Origin of the sequence: Pedobacter xixiisoli (genome assembly GCF_900215335.1) — a bacterium.
Classification (GTDB): Bacteria; Bacteroidota; Bacteroidia; order Sphingobacteriales; family Sphingobacteriaceae; genus Pedobacter; species Pedobacter xixiisoli.
In genome coordinates, this window is record NZ_OCMT01000005.1 from 201,480 (window position 1) to 223,998 (window position 22,519).

The following is a 22,519-nucleotide window of genomic DNA, read 5'->3' on the forward strand; positions in this document are numbered from 1 at the left end:
AGTGAAGTCCGTAAGTTTAAAGCGTAATATCTTTTCCGTCTTTCGGACTATCAGCTTTACTGACTACCTCACTGTTTTTCTTCTATTCTTAATATAATCTTCAAATATGTATTCGCCCAAGCCATTAAGTGAGCTGTAAAATGCCCTTCCACCGTTTACTTCGGTGAACTGCCTCACAAATTGTTGCAAGTAAGGGTCTTTGGCAATCATAAACGTAGTGATGGGGATGTTTAATCTTTTGCACTGGGCCGCCATATTTAGTGTTTTGCCAATCACTTTTCTATCTAAACCAACACTGTTTTTGTAATATCTGCCGTTTTCTTTCAAGCAAGTCGGCTTGCCATCCGTAATCATGAAGATTTGTTTGTTATGCGTTTTTCTTCTGCGCAACAAATCAGTAGCTAATTCTAAGCCAGCAAAAGTATTGGTGTGGTACGGTCCAACCTGCAGATAAGGCAAATCTTTAATGGTGATGGGCCAAGCATCGTTACCAAAAACCACAATATCTAAAGTGTCTTTTGGGTATTTTGTTTTAATCAGCTCTGCTAAAGCCATTGCCGTTTTCTTGGCAGGCGTAATCCTATCCTCACCGTATAAAATCATGGAGTGCGAAATGTCAATCATCAGCACGGTAGAAGTTAAAGTTTTGTAATCTTTTTCTTCTACTTCCAAATCTCGTTCGGTAAGTGTAAAGTTGCCAATGCCATGGTTAATTTGCGCATTATGGATAGAAGCCGTCATATCGATCTGGTCAAGGCTGTCGCCAAAACTGAACTCGCGTCTGTCTGCATTCTTTTCTTCACCAATGCCCGAAGTATTACTGTTGTGATTGCCTTTTCCAGCCTTCTTTAACTTGCCAAAAATCTCTTCCAAGGCAGATTTACGAATAGTCTGTTCCGTCTTTGCAGTAATTTTCGTTTCGCCATTTTCTTCGTTAATGTAACCTTTTTCCTTCAGGTCCTCAATGAAATCGCCCATGCCGTAATCTTTGTTGGTAAACTTGTACTGCTTGTCCAGTTCGTTCATCCAGGCCAAGGCTTCGCCGGCATCGCCCGCGGTGTAGTTCAGCAGTTGCGTAAATAACTTCAGTAACTCGTCAAAACCGCCTTTGGGCAATTCGTTGGGTAAAAATTTAGAAAACTGATAACCTTTCATATCTCTCGCAGCTCAAATTACTTTTTTAACATAACAACTAAGGTAAAGGTTTAACGATGGACTATTTTAAGACGTGTGTCATTTTTGAGCCGAAAGGAATAAAGAGTAAAGAGCAAGGATGCAAGACTTAAATCTGCAAGGCAGGAAACATTTTATAACGAAATTAAGATTTTGCTTTGCAGTGACGAAAAGTGCTTACCTGTCTCCCTTATGAATTTCTCCTTGAGAATTATAAGTATTACCGTTGTAGTTATAGTAAGTGAGGTTATCAGCATCTTTCTTTACCGAATAGCTTCTGAAGCCGTCATCAAACTTCTTAATCACGTTGTTGTTGTGATCTATCAGTTGGTAGCCCTTATTGGTTTGTACCATGGCACTGATTTTTGAGAAATTCTTAGCTTCGTTATACATAAACGGAATTACTAAAACATTCTTGCTATTGATGTAACCCCAGTTTCCTTCTGCATTTTTAACAGGAGCTAGTCCACTAGAAAAAGGTCTTACATCTTTATACTTCGAGCCATCTATCACCACATCGCCTTTGGTATTAATGAATAGTTTTTTGCCTAATTTATTCTTCACTAACAGCAGGCTATCTATTCCAAAAAAGTCGAAAGTTTCTATAACATAATCTTCCTTGTTTATCTTTTTGCCTTCGGCATTGTAAATGTCATCTATATTGCTGAGCACAGAGTAGTCTGCAAATTTTTCTTTAGAGGTATAAGGCTTGCTTATGAATATAAAATCATCGTTTATTTTGTAGTTGTAACCCTCTACGGTTAGCACCTTTTTTAAATCTTTATTGATAATGGTATTGGTCTCGTTGTGATCTCTCAGCACAATGTAGTTCCCTTTTACCACAATGTTATTCAACGTTGGCTCAATTAACACTTTGTTGGTTTTGATGTCGATTAAGCCTTTAGGGCCGTTTATGCCATCTTCTATCGCATAATATTTATCGAATATAGATTCGTCACGATAAAAACGATAGTTGAAAGGCACCAATTTGCGGTTTGCTTTATCGAGCCAAAGCACAGTGCGGTAACCATCATCTGCTACCTCGCCCATAAAATAATTGCCTTTGTAATGAGATAACCTATCGTGGACTGGCTGTACTATCCATTTGCCATCTTTATCTAAAATGCCCGCTAGCTCGTTTTTGTTATAAGCTACACCAAAACCATCAGGATATTTGATGCTGTTTTGCAATACAAACCTGTAGTTATTTATGGCACTTTGCTCTGGTTTTAGGAATACGTTGATTTGTGTAATGTTTCCTCTAAAATTGTAGGTAGCATTTACCAAATTTTCAGGTTTGTTCTTATCCTCTTTCGGAATTTTTGAGTACAAATCTTCTGTAAGTTCATCTACATCTTTATAAGCCGATTTGTCGATTTTTTCGATGACACTTTTTCCTGCTTCGTAATATTGCGCTAAAAATTCTACCGAGAAATTAGACGAATTACTGGAAGATGAAGAACCATATTGCTCTATCGATTTGCCAGCTGAGTTGATACCTTCCACCTTCATTATTTTTTCTTTTACTGCTGGCGATACTTTCAAATTGGCTTTGCCATCATTAACAGAAATTAACTGAATTTTGCCATCTGTAAATTGCTGTAGGGGTTTTTCTGGACTTAAAGTAATCACTGGCATAGCTTCTGGATAATGATAGCTTGCTTCTAGTTCAATGCTATCAATCCACTTGGTGCCTTTAATTTCATCTGTAGTTTTATCATTTCTTCCGTGTATCTCTTTATCAAAATTAGAAGTTTTTCCATCTTGGAAATATACTTTTTTTAGCTTTAAAACTGGTTCTGGGAATTTGTAATCATCGTAATCTTTGGCACTATAAACTAAGCTTCCTGCACTATAGTTAATGTTTAAATCGGTATTTGGGTATACTACCTGCGGACTAAAATATAGCCTATCGAGTGTTTTGTTGAATTGTTTGATGATTTGCTCTTTAGGGGAGTTATCGAATTTTTCTGTAGTTTTTACTTCTTTCAAATCAACATCTCCAGGTGTTATTTTTAAGGAAGTTGAGGATAGTCTAATCAACTTTTCAATTTCTTTATTTTGCCTTTCTAAATATTCTTTTACTTCAGTTAACGATTTGTTTTTAAACTGATTTTTGATATCGTTTTTAGTGGTTTGAGCCATAACAGAGGAACTAATAAACAGTAGGAGAGTAGCAAAGGATAGGAAAGGTTTCATTTAGATCGGATTTTTTTTGCGTTGAATTTATTGGTTAATTTAAGGATGAGCCAACTGGTAAGAAAAGCCAAAGCAATATCGCCAATGAGCGCTAAGGGGCTAAAATCTGTACTTGTATTTCCTTGTTTTGTAATTAAACTATAACCACTCACTTTGGTGTAAAAGTTAAAAGGAAAACCGTACTCATCGGCTCCATCGGCATCATAATGCAAACTCGATGTTGCCAATGTGATGATACCAAAAAGAGCCAGACCTCCTAACAAAATTTTATAACTGCTTTTCATAATTGTTTAGTCAAAATCGTAATACAACCTATACTTATTGCAGCAAGTGCATTGAAAAAGATAACCTTGGCAAGAACCATTGTCTTGCAGGTATTTTGGTAAATCAGCAAGAGATATGCCGCCAGCATTGGCTAAATCTGTTTCAATATCGGCAAATTCGCTTAGCAATGGCTCAATTTCTTGCCAACCCACATAGCCTTTAAACGCACAATAATCGTTGCAGTGAGCCAGCCAATACTCTTGTTGCAAACCTCGATAGCCTGGAGTACGTTCAGTGAGTTCTATCAGTTTTTGTTGGTCATTAACGTCATCTACACTTACATCATCTTGAAAGCTGCCTTCAAATTTCTTTGCTGCTTTTCCATCTGCTATGCACCAAGGACAGAGCGCTTCAATATCATCAATTGCATAAAATGGACTAGTGTAGTAAACATCTGTCGGTTTTTTACAGCAGTCGCAGGTAACTACGGTATCGGTTTCAAAAGCTCCAGTAAGTGTAGGTTCTGGGTGATATTTGAAAAAAGGCAGGTCTCTCTTCGCTACGTCGCTGCTGGTTTTCTTAACCTTTGGCTTAGGTTTTTGTACATCTTTATGAGCCGCAAGTTCTATCAACTGTGTTTTATCTTTCTGTTTGTTTTCTAGAGCAATGGCTTTTTCCAAGGCAGTAATAGCTTCGGCGTAGTCCATGGTGTAGGTTTTTACGTTGCTCAACATCCGCCAAAAGTTAGCATCGTTTGGACGTTCGCTTAAAATGGCGTTTAGTTCTTTTTCGGCTTCCTCAAATAAAGGTGTAGCTGATTGAGAGGGCAGAATATGTTCGAACCAAAATTTATTACTTTTCGAAATCGCCTTCGAAAGGGTGATGTTAATCTCTTTTAGTTTTTCAATTCGTTTATCCATTGCATTTAATTTAGACTAGTAAATTGGGTCTGTTATCGTCGAAAATTTCTTGCGCATTTTTTTCTATTAATTTATCTAACAGCGCATTATACCCATTTTCTATTTTATAGTTCATTTCATCGGCATACAATGGAAAAATGGAGTAAATGTTGATTAAGTTTTCACCAGCCTGTACCGAAGTAAACTCTTCATCAAAAGTTACCGAAGGTAGAACGACCACACCTGTATAATCGGTGTTTTCGGCATAAGGTTCCATATCTGCTGTAGCTTGTAAGGTGTGCCCAATCGCTAACCAAGTATCGTAATGATGTGGGAAACGGGCAACTTCTTTAAGCATCGCAATGAGCCAATCGTTAGGGTTGTCGCCAGTTACCTTGCCAAATGTTACTGATTTTGGTAGCAATAACATCAGCTCTGTAAATTGATAATCTTGTGGATTTTCTACAGCTGCGGGAACGGTCATTGCTAGTGTACTCATCCCAGCGGTAAGTAAGATATTGAAGTTGTGTTTTTCAGATTGTACGAAATAAACATCAAGATGGATATCTGGAGAGAATATTTCGTGGAAAACGGTTAGCTCTTCAGAGGTGTATCTTTCATCTAGGTGTGCTGAAATTGCCTCAGCATGTTCATCAAAACTGGTTCTGTTTCTGAATTTTTCATAAAAGTCGTTCATTGGAGGCGGTTTTGCGTTTTATAGAATATGTTTCTATCAAAACAACAATAGTTATTCCAATTGTGTAGGCCATGATATCTTCCCAAGCAAAAGAGTTTCCAATTACAATGTTGGCGAACTTGTTATCTCCTAATCCTATCAGTTTTACGATGTGAAAATATTGTAATGTTTCTATCAGATAGGAGAACAAAAGTGTAGCAATGGCTAAAGGCCAAACCCCAATGTGTACAAAAGCCTTTACAAAATAGTAAATGAGTATCACCACCAAAACATCGCCAACGTAAGGACGAATAAAGTTGTCGGTAATGTACAGTGCAATTAAAACTTCGATGATAAATATAGCTGCAGCAATAAGGAAGCTCTTTTTATCGAACCTAAAAGCGTTTTCTTTTTTCTCCATTTGGTGAGATAGTATTAAAAACCTAATTTAATCTAGATTTTGAATTAAACGAAGCTGATGAGAAAAATTATATTATTACTATTAGTTATTTGCGCAAATACTTTGATGGCTCAAACCACCCAAGATAAAGCTGCCATTTTAAAGGTGTTAGAAAATCAACGCCAAGGTTGGAATAAAGGTGATATGGAAAACTATATGCAAGGTTACTGGAAAAGTGATAGCCTTTTGTTTGTCGGCAAAAACGGTCCAACTTACGGCTGGCAAAAAACTTTGGATAATTATAAAAAAGGCTATCCAGATAAGAGTGCCATGGGCTTTTTAACTTTCGGGATTAAGAAAGTGGAATTTTTAGCGAAAGACAAAGCCTTCGTTTTGGGTAGTTGGAATTTGAAAAGAGAAAAAGATGAGCCGAAAGGTTATTTTACTTTGCTGTTGAGAAAGATTGGTGGGGAGTGGAAGGTTGTGGTAGACCATAGTTCTTAGCATTAGAATGTAGAGCGGTATGGTGGTAAAACTAAAAGTAGAATAGAGCGTGCTTTAAGATTGCTTGGTGAACTACCAATGACGCATGTATTCACGTCTTTTGAGGAGAAACGAAGAAGCAATCTCTTTTCTATAGTACCCTGTTTTCCTGGTTTTCGCTAGTCGGGATTTGTAATCCCGATTTGATTAACATTGGATTTTTAATCCAAAATTAGCTAGCTAGTTATATTCTTTTCTCGCTGTTCGACATTTGTAATGTCGAACCCACGCTGGCGCACGCCTGTAGGGTGTGCCTTTAAAGTAAATCCCAAAGAGCAATTAATACCCTTTAATTTTCAATCATCTTCCTATACTTCCTAGAAAAGTAATACAGCGAATAAAAAGTAAGTACTACACCAACTACCGATAAAATCATCACACTGCTCGAAAAGAAAGGCACCCAATTCAGTTTCACTTTAAAAATCTCTTTGCTTAGTAAAACACCAATACTGCCTATGTAACCAAAAGCATCGGCAATGTAAATGAGGAAACCTACGTTGCTTGCGTATTTGAAGGTAGAAATCAGTCGATCGAAAAAGATGGCGTTAAAAGGAATGTAAACCATGTATAAGCCCAGACCAACTAAAGTCATCCAAGCAATTGGACTAATATGATTGAATTTGAAAACTAAGGTGGAAGCTCCCGCTATCACAAAACCAATGACAATAAACCAATGTGCAGTTTTTAAGGCAACAAAGTTATTTTTGATCATGACCATGCTGCCAATAAGAACTAGCACTATAATGGTAATTGGCGTTTCTGTTTTTGAGAATATTGCTGGTTGGTTAAAAAAGCCCATTTCCTTCCACATTTCGGCGCTAAAATTATCCCTGAGATCTCGAAAGATGGTAGCGAAGCAATAAATCACAATACAGGCAATAATTCCACCTAAGAACTCCTTGACGAACTTCTTCCTGTCGTCGGAAGTCATGGCTACACGTTCGGTTCTAAATTTAATGTCTTCCTCGTCAGGTTGTGGAATTTTCTCCATCAGAAATACAAATACCGCTAGAGGAATACAAAAAACTAGGCCCGTATAAAAAGGCATCCAAAACTCGGAAATACCAAAGTTAGACATTAACCAAGCCCCTACAGATTTTACAAAACCAGAAGCAAAAATGAAACTCACCGCCAAGGTTGCACCAATAAAATCCGTACTTCTCCTACCTTCTACATAAGAAAATACCACGCCCCAAAGCATACCCAGCGGGAAACCGTTTATAAATAGAAATACAATATTATAAGGCATTGGAACTACGGCAAAAAACAACCAACTCAACCAAGAAATGCCTGTCAGTATCAGAATAATTTTTCCTCTGCCCGTTCGCTTTAGTTCAGAAATATATTTGATGCCGTAGAACTTAGCCAATAAGTAACCCAACATTTGGCTAATTACCAAAACCGTTTTGTAGCTATAACCTGCAATGGTTAAACCATCAAAAGTGGCTACGGTGAAAGTTTTTCTAAAACCAAAAATCATGGTGTAGGCTAAGAAAACCACTACGGCGGCATATAGTCCAGTTTTGATGGATTTGCTAGAATTGGTTTGGTGCATAAAAGGTTAATCTTAAAATGAAGATAACCTAATTATGTTAGAAGTCAAAGATTTAAGCCTGAAGTGAAACTGTAGTTTCGCTTAGCCGTTCAATTTCTAGAAGTGCTGCATCCCACAAGTTAATTCGTTGCTGTAGCGCTTCTTTTACCACGTCTGAGGCTTCGTTCCAAGCTTTATCTTCGGTGCCGCACAACTCGCTAGTCATGGTTAAGGCTAAATGACTGTGATGGTCGCCATCTACTTCGATGTGTCTGTCTAGGTAATATTTGAAAATAGTTACCTGAGCGGGATGTTTACTATTCAAATCGTTTACCATGGTGTGGAACATATTAGGAATCAAATCTTCCCTGCCGAAAGTAAACGCGGCTGCGGTAGCATGGTTTTTACCAGCGTTAATTACCGCAAAAGTGCTGTCCATAAATTTTTGCGCAGCTGATGGAACCTGTGCTTTTGCATAAGCTTCTTGAAAAGTAGCTCCTTTTTGTAAAGTATCTATGAACGTTGAAATGGGTTTTGTATTTGCACCAACTTGCTCCATGGCATCTAAGTAAAGTTCAAAATGACTTTTAATACCGCCATCTGCATCTAAATCCGATTCTTCGCCTGCTACAATTTCATTAATTAGCTGACGAGTTTTGGAATTGCCTACTGGAAACCAAGGCAACGTAGTGCAGGTAAGATTAATTTGCAATGCTTTCAAAAGTGACATGAAATCCCAAACGGCGTAGATATGATGCTCCATGAAGATACGAAGTGCAGGTAAATCACTAATTTGAGCGTATACTTTGTGATTAACAATTTGAGATTTTAGATGAGCAGCTTCTTGGTTTATTTTTTCTATCATGCTGGTATTTTGAGAGACTTACGAAGTTTCATCAACTTCGTAAGTCTTATTTTTATGATGTAAGTTTTGTTATTCGCCTAGTTTGAAATTCTTGTAATAAAAGTCTTTGTCTGCATCGGTAATTTCTCTAATTACTTTACATGGATTTCCTGCCGCAAATACATTATCGGGTATATCCTTTGTTACAACACTTCCAGAGCCGATAACCACATTGCTGCCAATAGTAACACCTGGATTAATTACCACATTTCCACCCAACCAAACGCTATCGCCAATAGTAATCGGTTGCGCCCATTCATGTTCTTGGTCGCGTAAATGTTGGTGTAAAGGATGACCAGCAGTGTAAATAGACACATTTGGTCCAATAAAAGCGTGGCTGCCGATGGAAACTTTAGCGCAGTCTAAAATGGTGAGATTGAAATTACTATAGAAATGGTCACCAACTTCGATGTTATATCCATAATCACAGCGAAACGGTGGTTCTACGTAAAACATGGTTTCAGTTTTGCCGAACAGTTTTTTGATGAGCTGCTTGCGCTGTTTAATTTGTTTTGGAGGCAGATTGTTGAATTCGAAAACAATTTCACGTGCATTTAGCCTGTCGTTAGCTAATTCATTGTCGCCAGCTTGATATGCTTTGCCAGCCAACATTTTTTCTTTCTCGGTAAGTTGCTTTTCCATTAACCGCAAAATTAGCTAAAGGCTTTTCGAAGTACGAAAATATTTGAATTTATGAGATTTGGGTGTTTTTATAGGTTTTTGTGATAAGTCTAATTGCTGGGAAGGAAAACTTTTGAAGAAATCAGTCTTTGCATTCTTTACGGAAACTTCCAAAACCTTTGCGGTTCAATTTTAACGCAAAGTAAAGAAGAGCTACTCCAAGAATGCGAAGTTTTGCGTAAGCTTTGGTTTAATAAACCCGATTGAACGATTATACTTTTTTGATGCTTGTCATCCTGAGCTTGTCGAAGGATTTGTTTGTTACTTGCAAGCACTTCGATAAACTCAGTGTGACACAAGATAGAGGTAATGTCAACAAAAAAGATAAAAGTGAAAGCGGGGCTATCGTAACCGATGCCCCGCTGTATTTGCTTTTTCTACAATATTTTAAAGTTTGCCTTTTGCATAAGCATTCTCTGCCCTTTTTACGGCTTTCTTCTCTCTCCAATGTGCATATTTTTCTTTAAATGCCATTTTGATTAAGCTATCTACTGCGCCGTGTCTAAACAAACTCCAAACACTAGCGGCTTTACGACTGATGGATTGGTCCCAAGCTCTTAAACTTAACGAGAACGAACCGTCAACGTATTTCATCCAGTGCCACATACCGGTTGGCATAAATAAAGTATCACCGTGCTCTAAGAAAACCTCGTAACCTTCAATGCCATTTAAAGAAGGGAATTTTTCAAAATCTGGATTGTCTACTTTGTAATCTTCCAAAGCGTAAGTGGCATTTGGTAAGCAATAAAGACGTTTTTTCCATTTATAATCGAATAAGATAATGTGCTTGCGACCACCAAAATGGGTATGGAAAATATGAGGTAAATCGATATCGTAATGTAAGAAAGTTACTGAGTTTGAACCACCAAAAAACATGGCTGGCATACTTTCTATAAAACCACCCATCAAATCTTTAGGGATTTTGATGTCGTTAATTAAGCTTGGTACTTTCTTGAATAAGTTGAAGAAAAATATCCTTAATTCGGTAGGCTCACGCTTAATTAAATCTAGGTATTCGCCAAATTTCATGTGTGCCGTAGCCGCATTAATGGGCTTGCTTGGGTCTGCTTTCGAGTTGTCGTAAAGTGGAACTTCAAGTTCGCCACCAATTTCCTTAAGGTATTCGGTAGTCCATTTTTCTCTTGCTGGCCAATCTTTGGTAAGTCCTTTAATTACCAAAGGACGTTTTTTCTTCAAATAATTCTTTTTGAAGTCCTCTGGAGTGATAGATTCTACGGTATCTACGGGTTTTAAGTTAAAGCTCATTTGGTGTGATTTATAAACTTTCGGTTAACTTACTGCTAAATTAAACTGTACAAAGTTGTGATAAAAAACGTTAAGATGTATGACTATTATATAAAAGTTGCGAATAAAATGATTTAAATCACTTTCTTTTGGCCACAGATGTACGGATACAAATCTTAAAATTTCTTTTTACAATTTCACATGTAAATAATCTGTGGCTAATACTTATAAAACCTAGGTAACTTTTGCTTTTTTAATGATTTTAGCAAAATAAGAAGGGAATAAACGTTTCAACAAAACGCCTTTCACTTCTTTGCCACCTATATAAACTTCGTCTTTTTTCTTTTCGATAGCCCGGATGATTTGCTTGGCACATTCTTCGGCTGGCATGCCATTTTCTTGTGCTTCATCCATTGTGCCTTGCTTGCTTCCATCTTCAGTTAAGGCATTAATGGTTACTTTGGTCTTAATAAAGCCTGGACAAGCTAGCAAAATGTGGATGTTAGGGTTGTCTAGTTCTATTCTTAAAGATTCGAAATAACCATGTAATGCATGTTTCGAAGCTGAATAAGCCGAACGCAACCTAGTACCAAATTTACCAACTAAGCTGCTCACGCATACAATAGAACCCGTGTTTCGTTTTATCATTTGAGGAAGTACCGCCTTGCTTAAAATTACGGTACCCCAAAAATTGATATCCATGAAACGTTTTTCAGTTGCAAAATCAGTTTCTAAAGCTAGTGCCCGCTGACTGATACCACCGCTGTTAATCAAAATATCGATATGACCATAAATGCGAATTGCTTCTTGTGCTTTTGTGGTCAAGTTTTCGCTATCCTCCAAATCCAAAGAGAGTACATGTAAGTCAATTTGGTTTTTGCAGTTCTGTTTTACTCGAAAAAGTTCATCTCGGTTGCGTGAAGAAATGATCAGCTTTGCGCCGGCAGCACTTAATTCATAAACCAATGCCTCACCAATTCCTGAAGAAGCTCCTGTAATCCAAACAACTTTATTTTTCATGGGCAACAATAGTTTCAACAAGTTCTTGTTCTACAACAGTATCGGCCTCTGGTGCTTTTATTACTCTACTTTCAAACTTCTCGTCGTAATTAGCTCTCAAAGTTCCCATCCATCTGTCCCAAAAAAGAAAATACAAGCCATAATTGCCCGTAAAAAACTGATGGTGTTGGTTATGTGCTACAGAGGTATTTACCCACTTGCCAATTTTTGTTTTGTGTAAGCCTGCCGGATAAAGTTCGTAGCCTAAATGCCCATATACATTGTAAACAAACATCAGAAAGAAGAAAACAGACAAATGCGCCACGTGTACAGGCATGCAGAAAATGAAAATAATGAAGATTCCACTTTCAACCAATGCTTCTAATGGATGGAAAGCATAGGCAGTCCAAGGTGAAGGATTAGTAGTTTTATGATGGATTAAGTGAAACCACTTGAACAGTTTTGGATGGTGCATTATTCTGTGCGTCCAATAAAAATAAGTGTCGTGAACGAAGAACATGATTGGAAAAGCCAAGAAGAAATACACCCAGCCGTACTGTGAAATATCAGTGTATAAGGTGGTGTAAGGTCTTATTGCATCGTTTTCTAAAAATATAACTGGCTGCGCACCAAAAATTAGAATGGCAATAATAGAGTAAAAAATGTCTCTCTTGTAATCAGAAACTTTTTGTTTTTTGCTTTGTATTTTCCTTCCACCAAGTTTTTTGCTGAACAGTACATAGAAAATTAAGAAAGCAAGGCCTGCAATTACGAAATATCTAATGGCCACCTCCAAAGAGAAACTAATGAGCTTTTCCCAAGTCATAAAAGAATAATTTGTACAAAAGTACGCAAAAAACTACTAAAACATTTTATTCGTTTTCTGCAAAAAGCTCTGCTGCAATGCCGTCTGCAAATAATTTTCCTTTATTAGTGAGTTTGATAATGTCGTCTTCTTTAAATAATTTCCCGTTGAAAATGAATGGTTTAGCTAATTTTTTAGTCTGTTCTGCATAGCTTCTGCCAAAATCTTTTTCTACTTTTTCTAGGTTTAAGCCCCACATGGTTCTTAGGGAAGTCATCACATACTCGTTAAACTTATCAGTTGTACTCAACTGTTCCAACGTTTCGGGCAACTGGCCTTTTGCAAGGCTTTCCATGTATTTTGCATTGTTGGCAACGTTGATATATCTATCGTATCCGTCAAAGCCGTGTGCCGAAGGACCAATTCCTAAATAGGGTACGCCTTTCCAATAATTAGTGTTGTGAACTGCATATTTTTGGGGCAAGCTGTAATTTGAAATTTCGTAGTGCTCAAAACCATTTGACGTAACTGTATCAATCAGCATCATAAATTGATCAGCGCTTTGGTCGTCGCTCACATCTGGCTGTTTGCCTTTTTCAATGGCGTGGGCTAAAGCTGTTCTCGGTTCTACAGTAAGCGAGTAAGCAGATAAATGTGGTATCTGGAGTTCGATAGCTGTTTGTATGTTGGTTTTCCACTTTTCGTTGGTGAGCAGGGGATAGCCGTAAATCAAATCAATAGTCAAGTTTTCAAAGCCTGCATCCTGACTTCTTTTGATGCAATCCGAAGCTTCTTGCGAGTTGTGCGCTCTGTTCATCCACACCAAATCCTCATTAAAAAAAGATTGCGTGCCAATGCTGAAACGATTCACGGGTAGTTTTCTAATTTGGCTAATTTTCAAAGCTGTTAAATCGTCGGGATTGGTTTCTATCGTGATTTCTGCATCAGAAGAAATAGAGAAATGCTTTTCTATGGTTGCCAAAATTTGCTGCAACGCTGCCGTTGGTAAAACTGAAGGTGTGCCACCGCCAAAATAGATGCTGCCAATTTGTTGGTGCTCTAATCTGTTTTTCTTAAGGATGATTTCCCTGCAAATTGCTTCCACCATCTCGTTCATATATTTTGTAGAGGTGGTAAAATGAAAATCGCAATAAGTACAAGCCTTTTTGCAAAAAGGAATATGGATATAGATGCCAGCCATTGCCACAAAGGTAGGGTTAATGGGCTAAATTTTCTGGTAAGTAGAATTTTTATGCGCAATGTTGCTATTTTAGCAATATGATAACTGTAAACGAATATTTTGACGGAGCCGTAAAGTCTCTAGGTTACGAAAACAATGGAAAATCTACCGTAGGCGTAATTGATGCCGGCGAATACGAATTTGGAACTTCTACCCACGAAACCATGATTATTGTAGAAGGTACAATGCAAGTTTTATTAGATGGGCAAACTGACTGGAAAAACTTTAATGCAGGAGAAAAATTTGAGGTAGACGCAAATTCTTCTTTTAAAGTAAAAGTGGTAGGGCAGGTTTCTTACCTATGTAAATACAATTAGTATTTGCGTTAAACCTAATGCTTTTATTTACTTTTGAGAAAGTATATGAGGTTTATCATTTGGCTTATATTTTGTTTCTGCGGCGGAAGTATTTTTGCCCAACAAGGCTATAGGCTAAAGATTTCATTGCCAGATAATTTTAAGTCCCTATCGAAGGATTTTGAATTGCCGAAAGAAATTAAGGATAGTCTAGAAGTCTACAAAGAAGCGGATAAATTACTCTCTCAGTTGCAGTTTAAAGGGTACTTGTTGGCAGAGATTACTGCTTTAGATTTTCAAGGGAAAGAAGTTTCGCTAGCGATTAGGCCAAACCAGTTATACCAATGGGTTAAACTCTCTAGCGGAAATTTACCTTCTGCAGTTAAGCAGAGTGTGGGTTTTCGTGAAAGAAATTACGAAAGGGTAAATTTTGATGTTGAAGGTTTAACACAGCTATTTAAAATACTATTAACGCATTACGAAAATAACGGATATCCATTCGCTAGTGTAAGCTTGCAACAAATTGAGATTGATACTGGCGCTATCTCAGCAAGAATTGAAGTAAAACCCAATCAAAAAATTCTATTTGATACATTACAGGTAGTAGGTACTGCTCAAATTGCACAAAAATATCTTCAGTCTTACCTCAATACCAAAAGCGGGATGCTTTATTCTGAAAAAGCAATCTCTCAAATAGAAAATAGATTACGGGAATTGCCATTTTTAGAAGTTGTAAAGCCAACCGAAATAGTTTTCTCTACAGAAAAAGCTTCGGCTCGAATATTTATAAATAAAAAGAATGCAAACCAATTTGACGGTATTCTAGGACTACAGCAAAATGGAAGTTCTGGTAAAACGCAATTGGTGGGTAACTTAAAGCTTCATTTGCAAAATGCCTTTAAAAGGGGAGAGCAATTGAATTTTAATTATCAAGGTTTGGCACAACAGAGCCAATTGTTGGATATTAAAGCCGCTTTTCCTCATGTGCTCAATACAGATTTTGGTTTAAGTCCAAGCTTATACCTGTACAAGCAAGATTCGTCTTTTTTAAATGTAGATACTAAGTTAGGCTTCAATTACTTGCTAAAAGGAAACAATACTTTTCAGTTTTTTATAGAAAATCGCTCTACAAGCCTTTCTTCGGTAGAAGCTTACGAAAATGCAACAATACTGCCTGCAATTTTAGATGCTAGCACTACTTTTTACGGCTTAGGGTTAAATATCGAAAATCTAGATTACAGGTACAATCCGCAAAAAGGTTACAGTATTTCATTTGATGCTGCGGTTGGAAGTAAGAAGATTAAACGTAATGCGGCCATTCCAGAGAATTTATACCAAGGGATACCGCTAAGTAGCACATCTTATCGATGGTTCAGTCAAATCAACTATTATGTGCCCTTGGCTAAGCAGCTGGTTTTTACTGCATCCAATCAAACAGCTTTCCTTAGTGGTAAGTATTTGTTAGATAATGAGGTTTTTCGCATCGGCGGACAAAGAAGCCTTCGGGGTTTTAACGAACTATCCATATTGGCAACAGGTTACACCATCGGTAATGCCGAGATAAGATATTTGTTAGAGCAAAATTCATTTTTATTCGCATTTTACAACCAAGCTTATCTTCAACATAAAACCGCTAAACTAGATTATGCTGATTTTCCTTTGGGTTTTGGGGCTGGCGTTAACTTCGAAACTAACCTCGGAATTCTTTCTGTGAGTTATGCTTTAGGGAAACAAAAAAATAATCCATTAAATTTGCGCCAAGGAAAAATACACTTCGGTATAACCGCACTATTTTAAAATGGCTAAGAAAAACTTATTGTTTCTTGTTTTTACAGTATTGATGGTCGCTGCTCAGGCGCAGGTAACAACAAAGGTCGATACCCTAAACAATGCCATTCCTTTACAAGATAGTTTAACCATTATAGACACTGCTAATGTGGTAGCTATAGATACGCTAACGCCAGATATTCTGAAGATTAGAGATTCGTTAACCAATGCAAAATGGCTCGATAGTTTAAATGCTGGTTATGGTTTCGAAGTTTTCTCATTAAAAAAATGGATTGAATTGGCAGGCAACTCCCAGGAAAAAGTAGTGTATCAGCATGGAGATTTGTTGCCAAAAGGCGATGTCTGGGTGTTAGGTATCATCGGTTTTTTGTTGGTGCTTTTTGCAATTCTAAAAAATACTTTTGGTAAGCAACTCAGTGCAGTGGTACAATCTTTTTATAGCAATAGGGCGCTCATTAATCTTAATAAGGAAGATAATTTGGTTACTTCCTGGTCGTTTTTATTGTTATTTATCCAGTTCGGCTTTACCATAGGGATGTTCTTTTATCTTGCTGCGCAATATCGGGGCTTGCCGCAGGTTCATCAAGGTGGGTTTACATTTTTCGTCACCATATCGGTAATCGTGATTTTATTATATCTACTAAAAATAGTTTGTTTACGATTTATCGGATTTGTGTTTGATGTGCAGCGGGCACTCCACCAATATGTGTCAATATTATATTTAAGTTATTTTAATACTTCTTTATTGTTTGTCCCAATTATCATTGCTTTTGCGCTTTCTGCGAAAGAATATGGCTCTGGTTATATCTTCTTGGGTGTATCTGCACTAATTCTAATCTTTGTTTTTCAGTTTATAAGGGCGGCAATAAATATTTTATCACAATATAGGTTTCCTAAATTGTATTTATTTTTGTACTTTTGCACCCTCGAAATTTGCCCTATATTGATATTAATCAAGGCAATAGGGTTATAAGTGCTAATTAGGAAAATGCAAGAAAACAACGAAAGACTACGCAAGGTAAAAAGCATATTGGTAACCCTGCCTAAGCCAGAAACTGAAAAGTCCCCATATTTTGATTTAGCAAAGAAGTATAATCTAAAGATAGATTTCCGCTCTTTTATTCACGTAGAAGGCGTTCCTGCTAAAGATTTTAGAAAAGAAAAAATTAACCTAGCTGATTTTACTGCTGTAGTTTTTACAAGTAGAAACGCCGTGGATCATTTCTTCAGGATTTGTGAGGAGATGAGGTTTGAGGTTTCCGTTAATTTGAAGTACTTCTGTATCTCAGAATCTACTGCACTATACTTGCAAAAGTATATTCAATATAGAAAGCGTAAAATATTCTTCGGTAAGCAAACTGCTGCCGATTTAGCAGAGGTGCTGAAAAAACATGCTACTGAAAAATTCTTGTACCCTTGTTCGGATGTGGCTACAGAGGATACCATGAATTTCCTTCAAAAGAACGGTTACGATGTAACCCCTGCTGTATTGTTCAGAACAGTAGTAAGTGATTTGTCAGACCTTGCTGATGTATTTTATGATGTGTTGGCATTCTTCAGTCCTTCGAGTATTCAGTCGCTGTATACAAATTTCCCCAAATTTCTACAAAACAATACAAGGATAGCAACTTTTGGTTTAAATACTCAAAAAGCAGTAGCTGATAATGGGCTAATTGTTGATATCGCAGCTCCAAATCCTGAGGCTCCATCTATGATTATGGCTTTAGAGAATTACATCAAGAAGTCTAACAAGTAATTCTATAAAAATACCCATCTATAGGTGTTGATAAGCAATCTGTTATCTGGTAAGGCGTTATAAATGATTGATGTTTTTGCTTTATTCACAATAAAGTAAGGTTTGTAACGTTAATCTGTACTGATTATCAGGTAACGGGTATATAAAGTCGTTTTATTTGATGATTAGCGTAGGTTTGTTGGTCAAGTAATAAAGCCGGTTTTTCGTGTTTTGGCTTTTAAAACCTTCAGTTTTGAGATTAACGAAATGTTAATAAAAAAAATCACTCTTAAAAAGTGTGGATTTTTTTGTGCGAATAGTTGTTAATATCAATGTTAATTAATAAAATTGCTGTAAAATTGCTTAGACGAAATATGAAGAAACTATACTTTCTTGCCGTTACCCTGCTTTCTTTAATGCTTTCGAGCTGTGGAAAAGGCGGTCAAGGGGAATTGGTCGGTGCCTATAACAGAAAATTCAAAAATACGGCAATCCCTTTGGGAATGGTTTATGTTCCTGGTGGTCGAAACCTTTTGGGAATGACTGATGAAGATATTACGTTTTATCAGGGCAAACAAAGTAAGATGGTTTCTATGAGCCCTTTCTTTATGGACCAAACCGAAATTACAAATGCGGAATATAGACAATTTGTAAATTGGGTGAGAGATTCGGTAGCAATCACCAAAGGCAATATTGATGATTATTTCATTAAGCCAAAAGCAAATGCAGCCGCTGGTCCAGCCAAATTCAAAAATATTGATTGGAAAAAGGTCGGAAATGGTTCTAATCTATGGCGTAATAAAAAACCTGACGTACAAACAAAATTAAAAACGATGTACGTTAATGACAATTTATCTAGTTTTACTCAAGGTAAAAATGATAAAGATCTTGATATCAAATTACTGAGATACGCTTTTGTAGAAAAAAACCTAGATAGAGCAGTTGAAAATGCTGGTGTAGCAGAAAGACAGCGTATCGATGATTACGATATCTATACGGATAGTCCAACACCAGGAAAAATTAATGAATTCCCTTCTATCATGGTTTATCCAGATACCTTGGTTTGGAGAAAAGATTATACCTACGATTATAATGATCCTATGGTTGAGGGTTATTTTAACCACCCTTCTTATGATAAATATCCTGTAGTTGGTGTAACTTGGGATCAATCTAGAGCTTTTAGCAATTGGCGTACACAGTTCTACGAAAATGTAGCACGTCAAAGAAAACTTCCTGCCAATTCAAGGTTGAAATACGATTTGCCAACAGAATCCGAATTTGAATATGCAGCACGTGGTGGCAGAACACAAACCAAGTATCCTTGGGGTGGTCCATACATTATGAATGCGAAAGGTTGCTTGCAAGCTAACTTTAAAGTTGGTAGAGGTAACTATGCTGATGATGGTGCGCTTTATACTGTGGAGGCTAAAGCTTATTTGCCTAACGATTACGGTTTATATAACATGGCTGGAAACGTAGCAGAATGGACTTTAAACTCTTATAATACTTCTTTGCCAGAAGACAGAAACCCAATTTTTAGAAAAGGAACCCGTAAAACAGTTAAAGGCGGTTCTTGGAAAGATATAGGCTTTTTCCTTCAAAATTCTGTAGCACAGTACGAGTATCAGAATGTGCCAAGATCTTACATTGGTTTCAGATGTGTATCTCACTATCCTGGAAACAGATTAATGTAGCTTTTTCCAAAAAAAATATAATATAAAAACCAAAAAACTAAAATTAACTATTAAGAACTATGGCCGGAAAATTTGCCACTCAAGAAGCTAAATTACACCTTGCAACCTCTGTGGGTGCAGCTATCGTAATTGTTGGTGCATTATTTAAAATCCTTCACTTGGGAGGTATTTGGGGAAGTATTATGATTGGTGTGGGACTAGGTGTAGAAGCATTTCTATTCTTATTAGGAGGTTTCTTTCCACCACACGCAGATGTAGAATGGGATAAAGTTTATCCGCAATTGCGTAAAGATGGTAAGCCTACACCTCAAGATGCAATTCCGCAGGCTGCTCCAGTTAATGTTGGTGCAACAGGTGCTTTGGATAAATTGGTTAATGAAAAAATTGGTCCAGAATTGATAGAAAGCTTAGGTAACGGTTTACGTACCTTCGGAGATAAAGTTGCAAATATTTCTAAGGTAGCAGATGCTTCTATTGCTACTACGGAGTTTACAGATAAAGTAAAAGGTGCTAGTGATAGCCTTGGAAACATGAATAATGCCTTTGGCAAAGCTACAGAGCAATTGGCTGCATTAGGAGCTAGTCATGCTGATTCTAAAGCTTACCATGAGCAAGTAAATAACTTGGCTAAAAACTTATCGGCATTAAATGCAGTATATGAGTTAGAGCTACAAGATTCTAGCGCTCACTTAAAATCAATGAATAAATTTTACCAAAACTTGGCTTTAACCATGAACAACTTCAACGATTCTATGGAAGATTCGAAGCAGTTCAAAGAAGAAGTTGGTAAACTAGCTAAAAACTTATCGTCGTTAAATGCTATTTATGGCAACATGTTAACGGCAATGAATCAACCACGTGCATAATCAGTCATATTATTAACTATTAAATATTGAGATAATATGGCAGGAGGTAAGGAAACAGCAAGGCAGAAGATGATAGGTATCATGTATTTGGTACTATTAGCTATGCTTGCCCTTAACGTTTCGGATTTGGTGTTAAAAGCTTTCAAGAATATTAATGATAGCTTAAACACATCTAAAAATAACGTTGAAAGTAATATTTCTCAACTGTTGAGAAATTACGAAAATACAAAAGCTAAAGAAGGCGGGGATAACCTGCTAAAGCTAAATAGAGCTAAAGAGGCGCAAAAGGTAGGTGAAGATTTAATCAAATATATTGATAAGCTTCAAGCTAAAATTGCTGCTGATGGTTTAGACGAAGATGGCGATTTAGTGCAAAAGAACAACCTAGATATTGGTCAAAATATCATGGGTAACGATGCTTCTTCTAAAGAAGGTAAGAAGTTGCAAGAGGAAATTAATAAAACAGGGAAAAAATTAGCTTCACTTTTACAAGAAGATGAAGGTAAACCAACGTTTGTTTTGCAGGCTTTAGACCCTGCCAAACCTAAAGCTGGAGAACCTAAAACATGGACTGGTTCTATGTTCGGTGAGGGTGTTCCCTTGGCCGCTTTTAGAACTATCTTAACCATGCTTCAAAACGATGCTAAGAATATGGAAGCTGATATCATCAACAAGATCTTAGCTGATAAGCCTATCGTAGTATTGGATCAATTTGAGGCTGTGGCAGTAGCTCCTTCTTCTTATGTAATTCAAGGACAGCCATACAAAGCAGAAATTTACCTAACGGCAAGTGATTCTAAATCTTCGCCAGATGTGAGTGTAAATGGAAATAAAGTCCCAACTGATAATGGCAAAGGTGTTTATACCGGCGGTACAGGAAGTGTAGGTACTTTTACTTGGAAAGGTACAATTAGAGTTAAAGAGAGAAACGGAAATATTAAAACTTACGAGACCAAACCTCAAACTTATCAAGTAGCTGCGCCATCGGCAACAGTTTCTTCTGATAAGTTGAATGTAATCTACGCAGGTATTCCAAATCCGTTTACTATTTCTGCAGCAGGTTTCCCTAGTATCAATGCATCTATCACTGGTGGTTCTTTAACTGGCGGTAATGGTAAATACATGATCAACGTACCTGGTTCGATGGTAGGCAAAGAGGTTTCTATCAGTGTAAGCGGTGTTAACAATGGAAAAACGGTAAACTTGGGAGCTCCTAAGTTTAGGGTTAAAGCTATTCCTGCTCCAATTGCAAAAGTTGGTGGTTACGGAGGCGGAGATATTGCTTCGGTACAATTAAAGAGCGAATCTGAAATTGAAGCTGATTTGGATGATTTCCCTTTTGATGTGAAATTTAGAATTATTCGTTTCGAATTGACAGTGATTAAGCCACGCTCTGACGCAATAACCATATCTGGACAAGGCGGTAACTTTGTAGGAGCAGTAAGAAGTGCAATTAATGCGGTGTCTCCTGGAACAAGGGTTATCTTTAGCGATATTGTATCTCAGGGCCCTGATGGTAGACAAAAGGTGTTGCCGGCATTGGTGTTTAATGTAAAATAATTGAAGATGAAAAAGATTGCGTTGTCGTTTGTATGTATGATGTTGGTTGTTGCGGTAAGTTTTGCTCAAAAAAGCAATACTAGAAAAACCAATGCAAAGAAACCGACTACTTCGACTGCCGTTGCGGAAACTCCAAAAGTAGATACTACTAAAACGGTAGCTAAAAAGAAAATCAGGGTGAAGCCGAAAGATGGCTATGCGATGGAAAAGGAGCTTAGAGACACGGCTTCGGAAAAAGCATTTCTACCTGTAATTAAGGATGAAGATGTGGTTTATACCAAGCGTGTTTGGAGAGATATAGACTTGCGTGATACCATTAATGGTGTGCTTAACTATCCTAAATCGAGATTGATTGATGTGCTGTTAACTCATGTGAGAAACGAAGAGCTTACAGCTTATAATCCAAAGAATCCAACTACTTTGGATGATGATGATTCTTTCAATTTTCCTTTAGATACAACAGAGGCTATAAGATTGGCAAACGGCGTTGTAAACGTAACCAACAACAAAACAGGTACAGTTACTCAAGTAGCTGGAGAATTTAACCCAGCATTGTTTTTAAAATACAGAGTTAAAGAAGATTGGGTTTTTGATGGAAAGAGAGGTGTTTTCGAACCTCGTATCGTTGCTTTGGCACCTTTGAAATTTAACGATCAAAGTAAAGATTGGCAGCCAGTTTTTTGGATTGCCTACGAAGAAGCAAGAGATATTCTCTCTACGAAAAGACTTTTCAATCCTTTAAATGATTCTTCTCCTCTAAGTTTGGACGATTTCTTCATTCATAGATTGTTTTCTAGTCATGTAGTTAAACAAACAAATGCTGGAGATTATAAAGTGAAAGATTTAGTTGGTGATCCGAGACAACGTTTGTTAGAAAGCGAACGTATCAAAAAGAAAATGGCTGATATGGAACAAGGTCTCTGGGAATATTAATTCAAAAAAAAATTTATAAAAAAGTCCTGACGTTATTTCATCGGGACTTTTTTTGTTGATAGCATATGCTTTTTATATGTTCATC

Annotated in this window: 22 protein-coding genes; 9 read left to right on the forward strand and 13 right to left on the reverse strand. The window is 37.1% G+C overall.

Annotated elements, in window-relative coordinates:
- Positions 1-63 precede the first annotated feature (63 nt).
- The 6 genes from CRO54_RS20475 to CRO54_RS20500 form a co-directional block, all read right to left on the reverse strand.
- Positions 64-1,155 carry a vWA domain-containing protein gene (locus CRO54_RS20475; RefSeq protein WP_097133975.1) on the reverse strand — a complete coding sequence of 364 codons (1,092 nt, stop codon included), beginning with the start codon at positions 1,153-1,155 and terminating at the stop codon, positions 64-66.
- A gap of 195 nt (positions 1,156-1,350) precedes the next feature.
- The gene (locus tag CRO54_RS20480) at positions 1,351-3,318 is read right to left on the reverse strand and encodes a WG repeat-containing protein (protein ID WP_171047971.1); all 1,968 of its coding nucleotides are present in this window, start codon (positions 3,316-3,318) and stop codon (positions 1,351-1,353) included.
- A gap of 50 nt (positions 3,319-3,368) precedes the next feature.
- Complete coding sequence (locus CRO54_RS20485; protein ID WP_097133977.1) at positions 3,369-3,656, reverse strand: hypothetical protein; 288 nt, start codon at positions 3,654-3,656, stop codon at positions 3,369-3,371.
- Between the two features lie 6 nt (positions 3,657-3,662).
- Positions 3,663-4,556, reverse strand: coding sequence for a CbrC family protein (locus CRO54_RS20490; RefSeq protein WP_205944034.1), 894 nt, complete (start codon positions 4,554-4,556; stop codon positions 3,663-3,665).
- 10 nt (positions 4,557-4,566) lie between these two features.
- A complete protein-coding gene (locus CRO54_RS20495; RefSeq protein WP_097133978.1) occupies positions 4,567-5,232 on the reverse strand; it encodes a suppressor of fused domain protein in 666 nt (221 codons plus the stop codon).
- Positions 5,216-5,632, reverse strand: a complete 417-nt coding sequence (locus tag CRO54_RS20500; protein WP_097133979.1) for a ribosomal maturation YjgA family protein — start codon at positions 5,630-5,632, stop codon at positions 5,216-5,218. The genes CRO54_RS20495 and CRO54_RS20500 overlap by 17 nt, the downstream gene beginning before the upstream one ends.
- 57 nt (positions 5,633-5,689) lie before the next feature.
- On the opposite strand from CRO54_RS20500, the gene CRO54_RS20505 reads away from it, so the two are divergent.
- Complete coding sequence (locus CRO54_RS20505; protein ID WP_097133980.1) at positions 5,690-6,115, forward strand: YybH family protein; 426 nt, start codon at positions 5,690-5,692, stop codon at positions 6,113-6,115.
- 328 nt (positions 6,116-6,443) lie between these two features.
- On the opposite strand, the gene CRO54_RS20510 is transcribed toward CRO54_RS20505, so the two are convergent.
- From CRO54_RS20510 to hemW, 7 genes are all read right to left on the reverse strand, one after another.
- Positions 6,444-7,709 carry a DUF5690 family protein gene (locus CRO54_RS20510; protein WP_097133981.1) on the reverse strand — a complete coding sequence of 422 codons (1,266 nt, stop codon included), beginning with the start codon at positions 7,707-7,709 and terminating at the stop codon, positions 6,444-6,446.
- 52 nt (positions 7,710-7,761) lie between these two features.
- The gene (locus tag CRO54_RS20515) at positions 7,762-8,553 is read right to left on the reverse strand and encodes a DUF3050 domain-containing protein (protein WP_097133982.1); all 792 of its coding nucleotides are present in this window, start codon (positions 8,551-8,553) and stop codon (positions 7,762-7,764) included.
- Between the two features lie 69 nt (positions 8,554-8,622).
- A complete protein-coding gene (locus CRO54_RS20520; RefSeq protein ID WP_097133983.1) occupies positions 8,623-9,234 on the reverse strand; it encodes a sugar O-acetyltransferase in 612 nt (203 codons plus the stop codon).
- A gap of 426 nt (positions 9,235-9,660) precedes the next feature.
- Positions 9,661-10,539: a cupin-like domain-containing protein gene (locus tag CRO54_RS20525; protein WP_097133984.1), complete on the reverse strand. Its 879-nt coding sequence runs from the start codon at positions 10,537-10,539 to the stop codon at positions 9,661-9,663.
- Between the two features lie 213 nt (positions 10,540-10,752).
- Positions 10,753-11,538, reverse strand: a complete 786-nt coding sequence (locus CRO54_RS20530) for an SDR family oxidoreductase (protein WP_097133985.1) — start codon at positions 11,536-11,538, stop codon at positions 10,753-10,755.
- Positions 11,528-12,343 carry a sterol desaturase family protein gene (locus CRO54_RS20535; protein WP_097133986.1) on the reverse strand — a complete coding sequence of 272 codons (816 nt, stop codon included), beginning with the start codon at positions 12,341-12,343 and terminating at the stop codon, positions 11,528-11,530. The genes CRO54_RS20530 and CRO54_RS20535 overlap by 11 nt, the downstream gene beginning before the upstream one ends.
- 46 nt (positions 12,344-12,389) lie before the next feature.
- Entirely contained in the window at positions 12,390-13,523 is a 1,134-nt protein-coding gene (gene hemW, locus CRO54_RS20540; protein ID WP_097133987.1) for a radical SAM family heme chaperone HemW, read from the reverse strand.
- A 77-nt stretch (positions 13,524-13,600) separates the two neighbouring features.
- Between hemW and ppnP the strand changes: the two genes are divergently transcribed.
- The 8 genes from ppnP (at position 13,601) to porN (ending at position 22,434) form a co-directional block, all read left to right on the forward strand.
- The gene (gene ppnP / locus CRO54_RS20545) at positions 13,601-13,879 is read left to right on the forward strand and encodes a pyrimidine/purine nucleoside phosphorylase (protein WP_097133988.1); all 279 of its coding nucleotides are present in this window, start codon (positions 13,601-13,603) and stop codon (positions 13,877-13,879) included.
- Positions 13,880-13,924: 45 nt separating this feature from the next.
- On the forward strand, positions 13,925-15,655 hold the full coding sequence (locus CRO54_RS20550; protein WP_097133989.1) for a BamA/TamA family outer membrane protein: 1,731 nt from the start codon (positions 13,925-13,927) through the stop codon (positions 15,653-15,655).
- 1 nt (position 15,656) lies between these two features.
- On the forward strand, positions 15,657-16,619 hold the full coding sequence (locus CRO54_RS20555; protein ID WP_097133990.1) for a DUF4271 domain-containing protein: 963 nt from the start codon (positions 15,657-15,659) through the stop codon (positions 16,617-16,619).
- 15 nt (positions 16,620-16,634) lie between these two features.
- On the forward strand, positions 16,635-17,402 hold the full coding sequence (locus tag CRO54_RS20560; RefSeq protein WP_097133991.1) for a uroporphyrinogen-III synthase: 768 nt from the start codon (positions 16,635-16,637) through the stop codon (positions 17,400-17,402).
- Between the two features lie 353 nt (positions 17,403-17,755).
- Positions 17,756-19,075 carry a T9SS ring complex lipoprotein PorK/GldK gene (gene porK, locus CRO54_RS20565; RefSeq protein WP_097134067.1) on the forward strand — a complete coding sequence of 440 codons (1,320 nt, stop codon included), beginning with the start codon at positions 17,756-17,758 and terminating at the stop codon, positions 19,073-19,075.
- Between the two features lie 59 nt (positions 19,076-19,134).
- On the forward strand, positions 19,135-19,941 hold the full coding sequence (porL, locus tag CRO54_RS20570; protein WP_097133992.1) for a type IX secretion system motor protein PorL/GldL: 807 nt from the start codon (positions 19,135-19,137) through the stop codon (positions 19,939-19,941).
- 36 nt (positions 19,942-19,977) lie between these two features.
- A complete protein-coding gene (porM, locus tag CRO54_RS20575; RefSeq protein WP_097133993.1) occupies positions 19,978-21,501 on the forward strand; it encodes a type IX secretion system motor protein PorM/GldM in 1,524 nt (507 codons plus the stop codon).
- Positions 21,502-21,507: 6 nt separating this feature from the next.
- Positions 21,508-22,434 carry a type IX secretion system ring subunit PorN/GldN gene (gene porN, locus CRO54_RS20580; protein ID WP_097133994.1) on the forward strand — a complete coding sequence of 309 codons (927 nt, stop codon included), beginning with the start codon at positions 21,508-21,510 and terminating at the stop codon, positions 22,432-22,434.
- Positions 22,435-22,519: the final 85 nt, after the last annotated feature.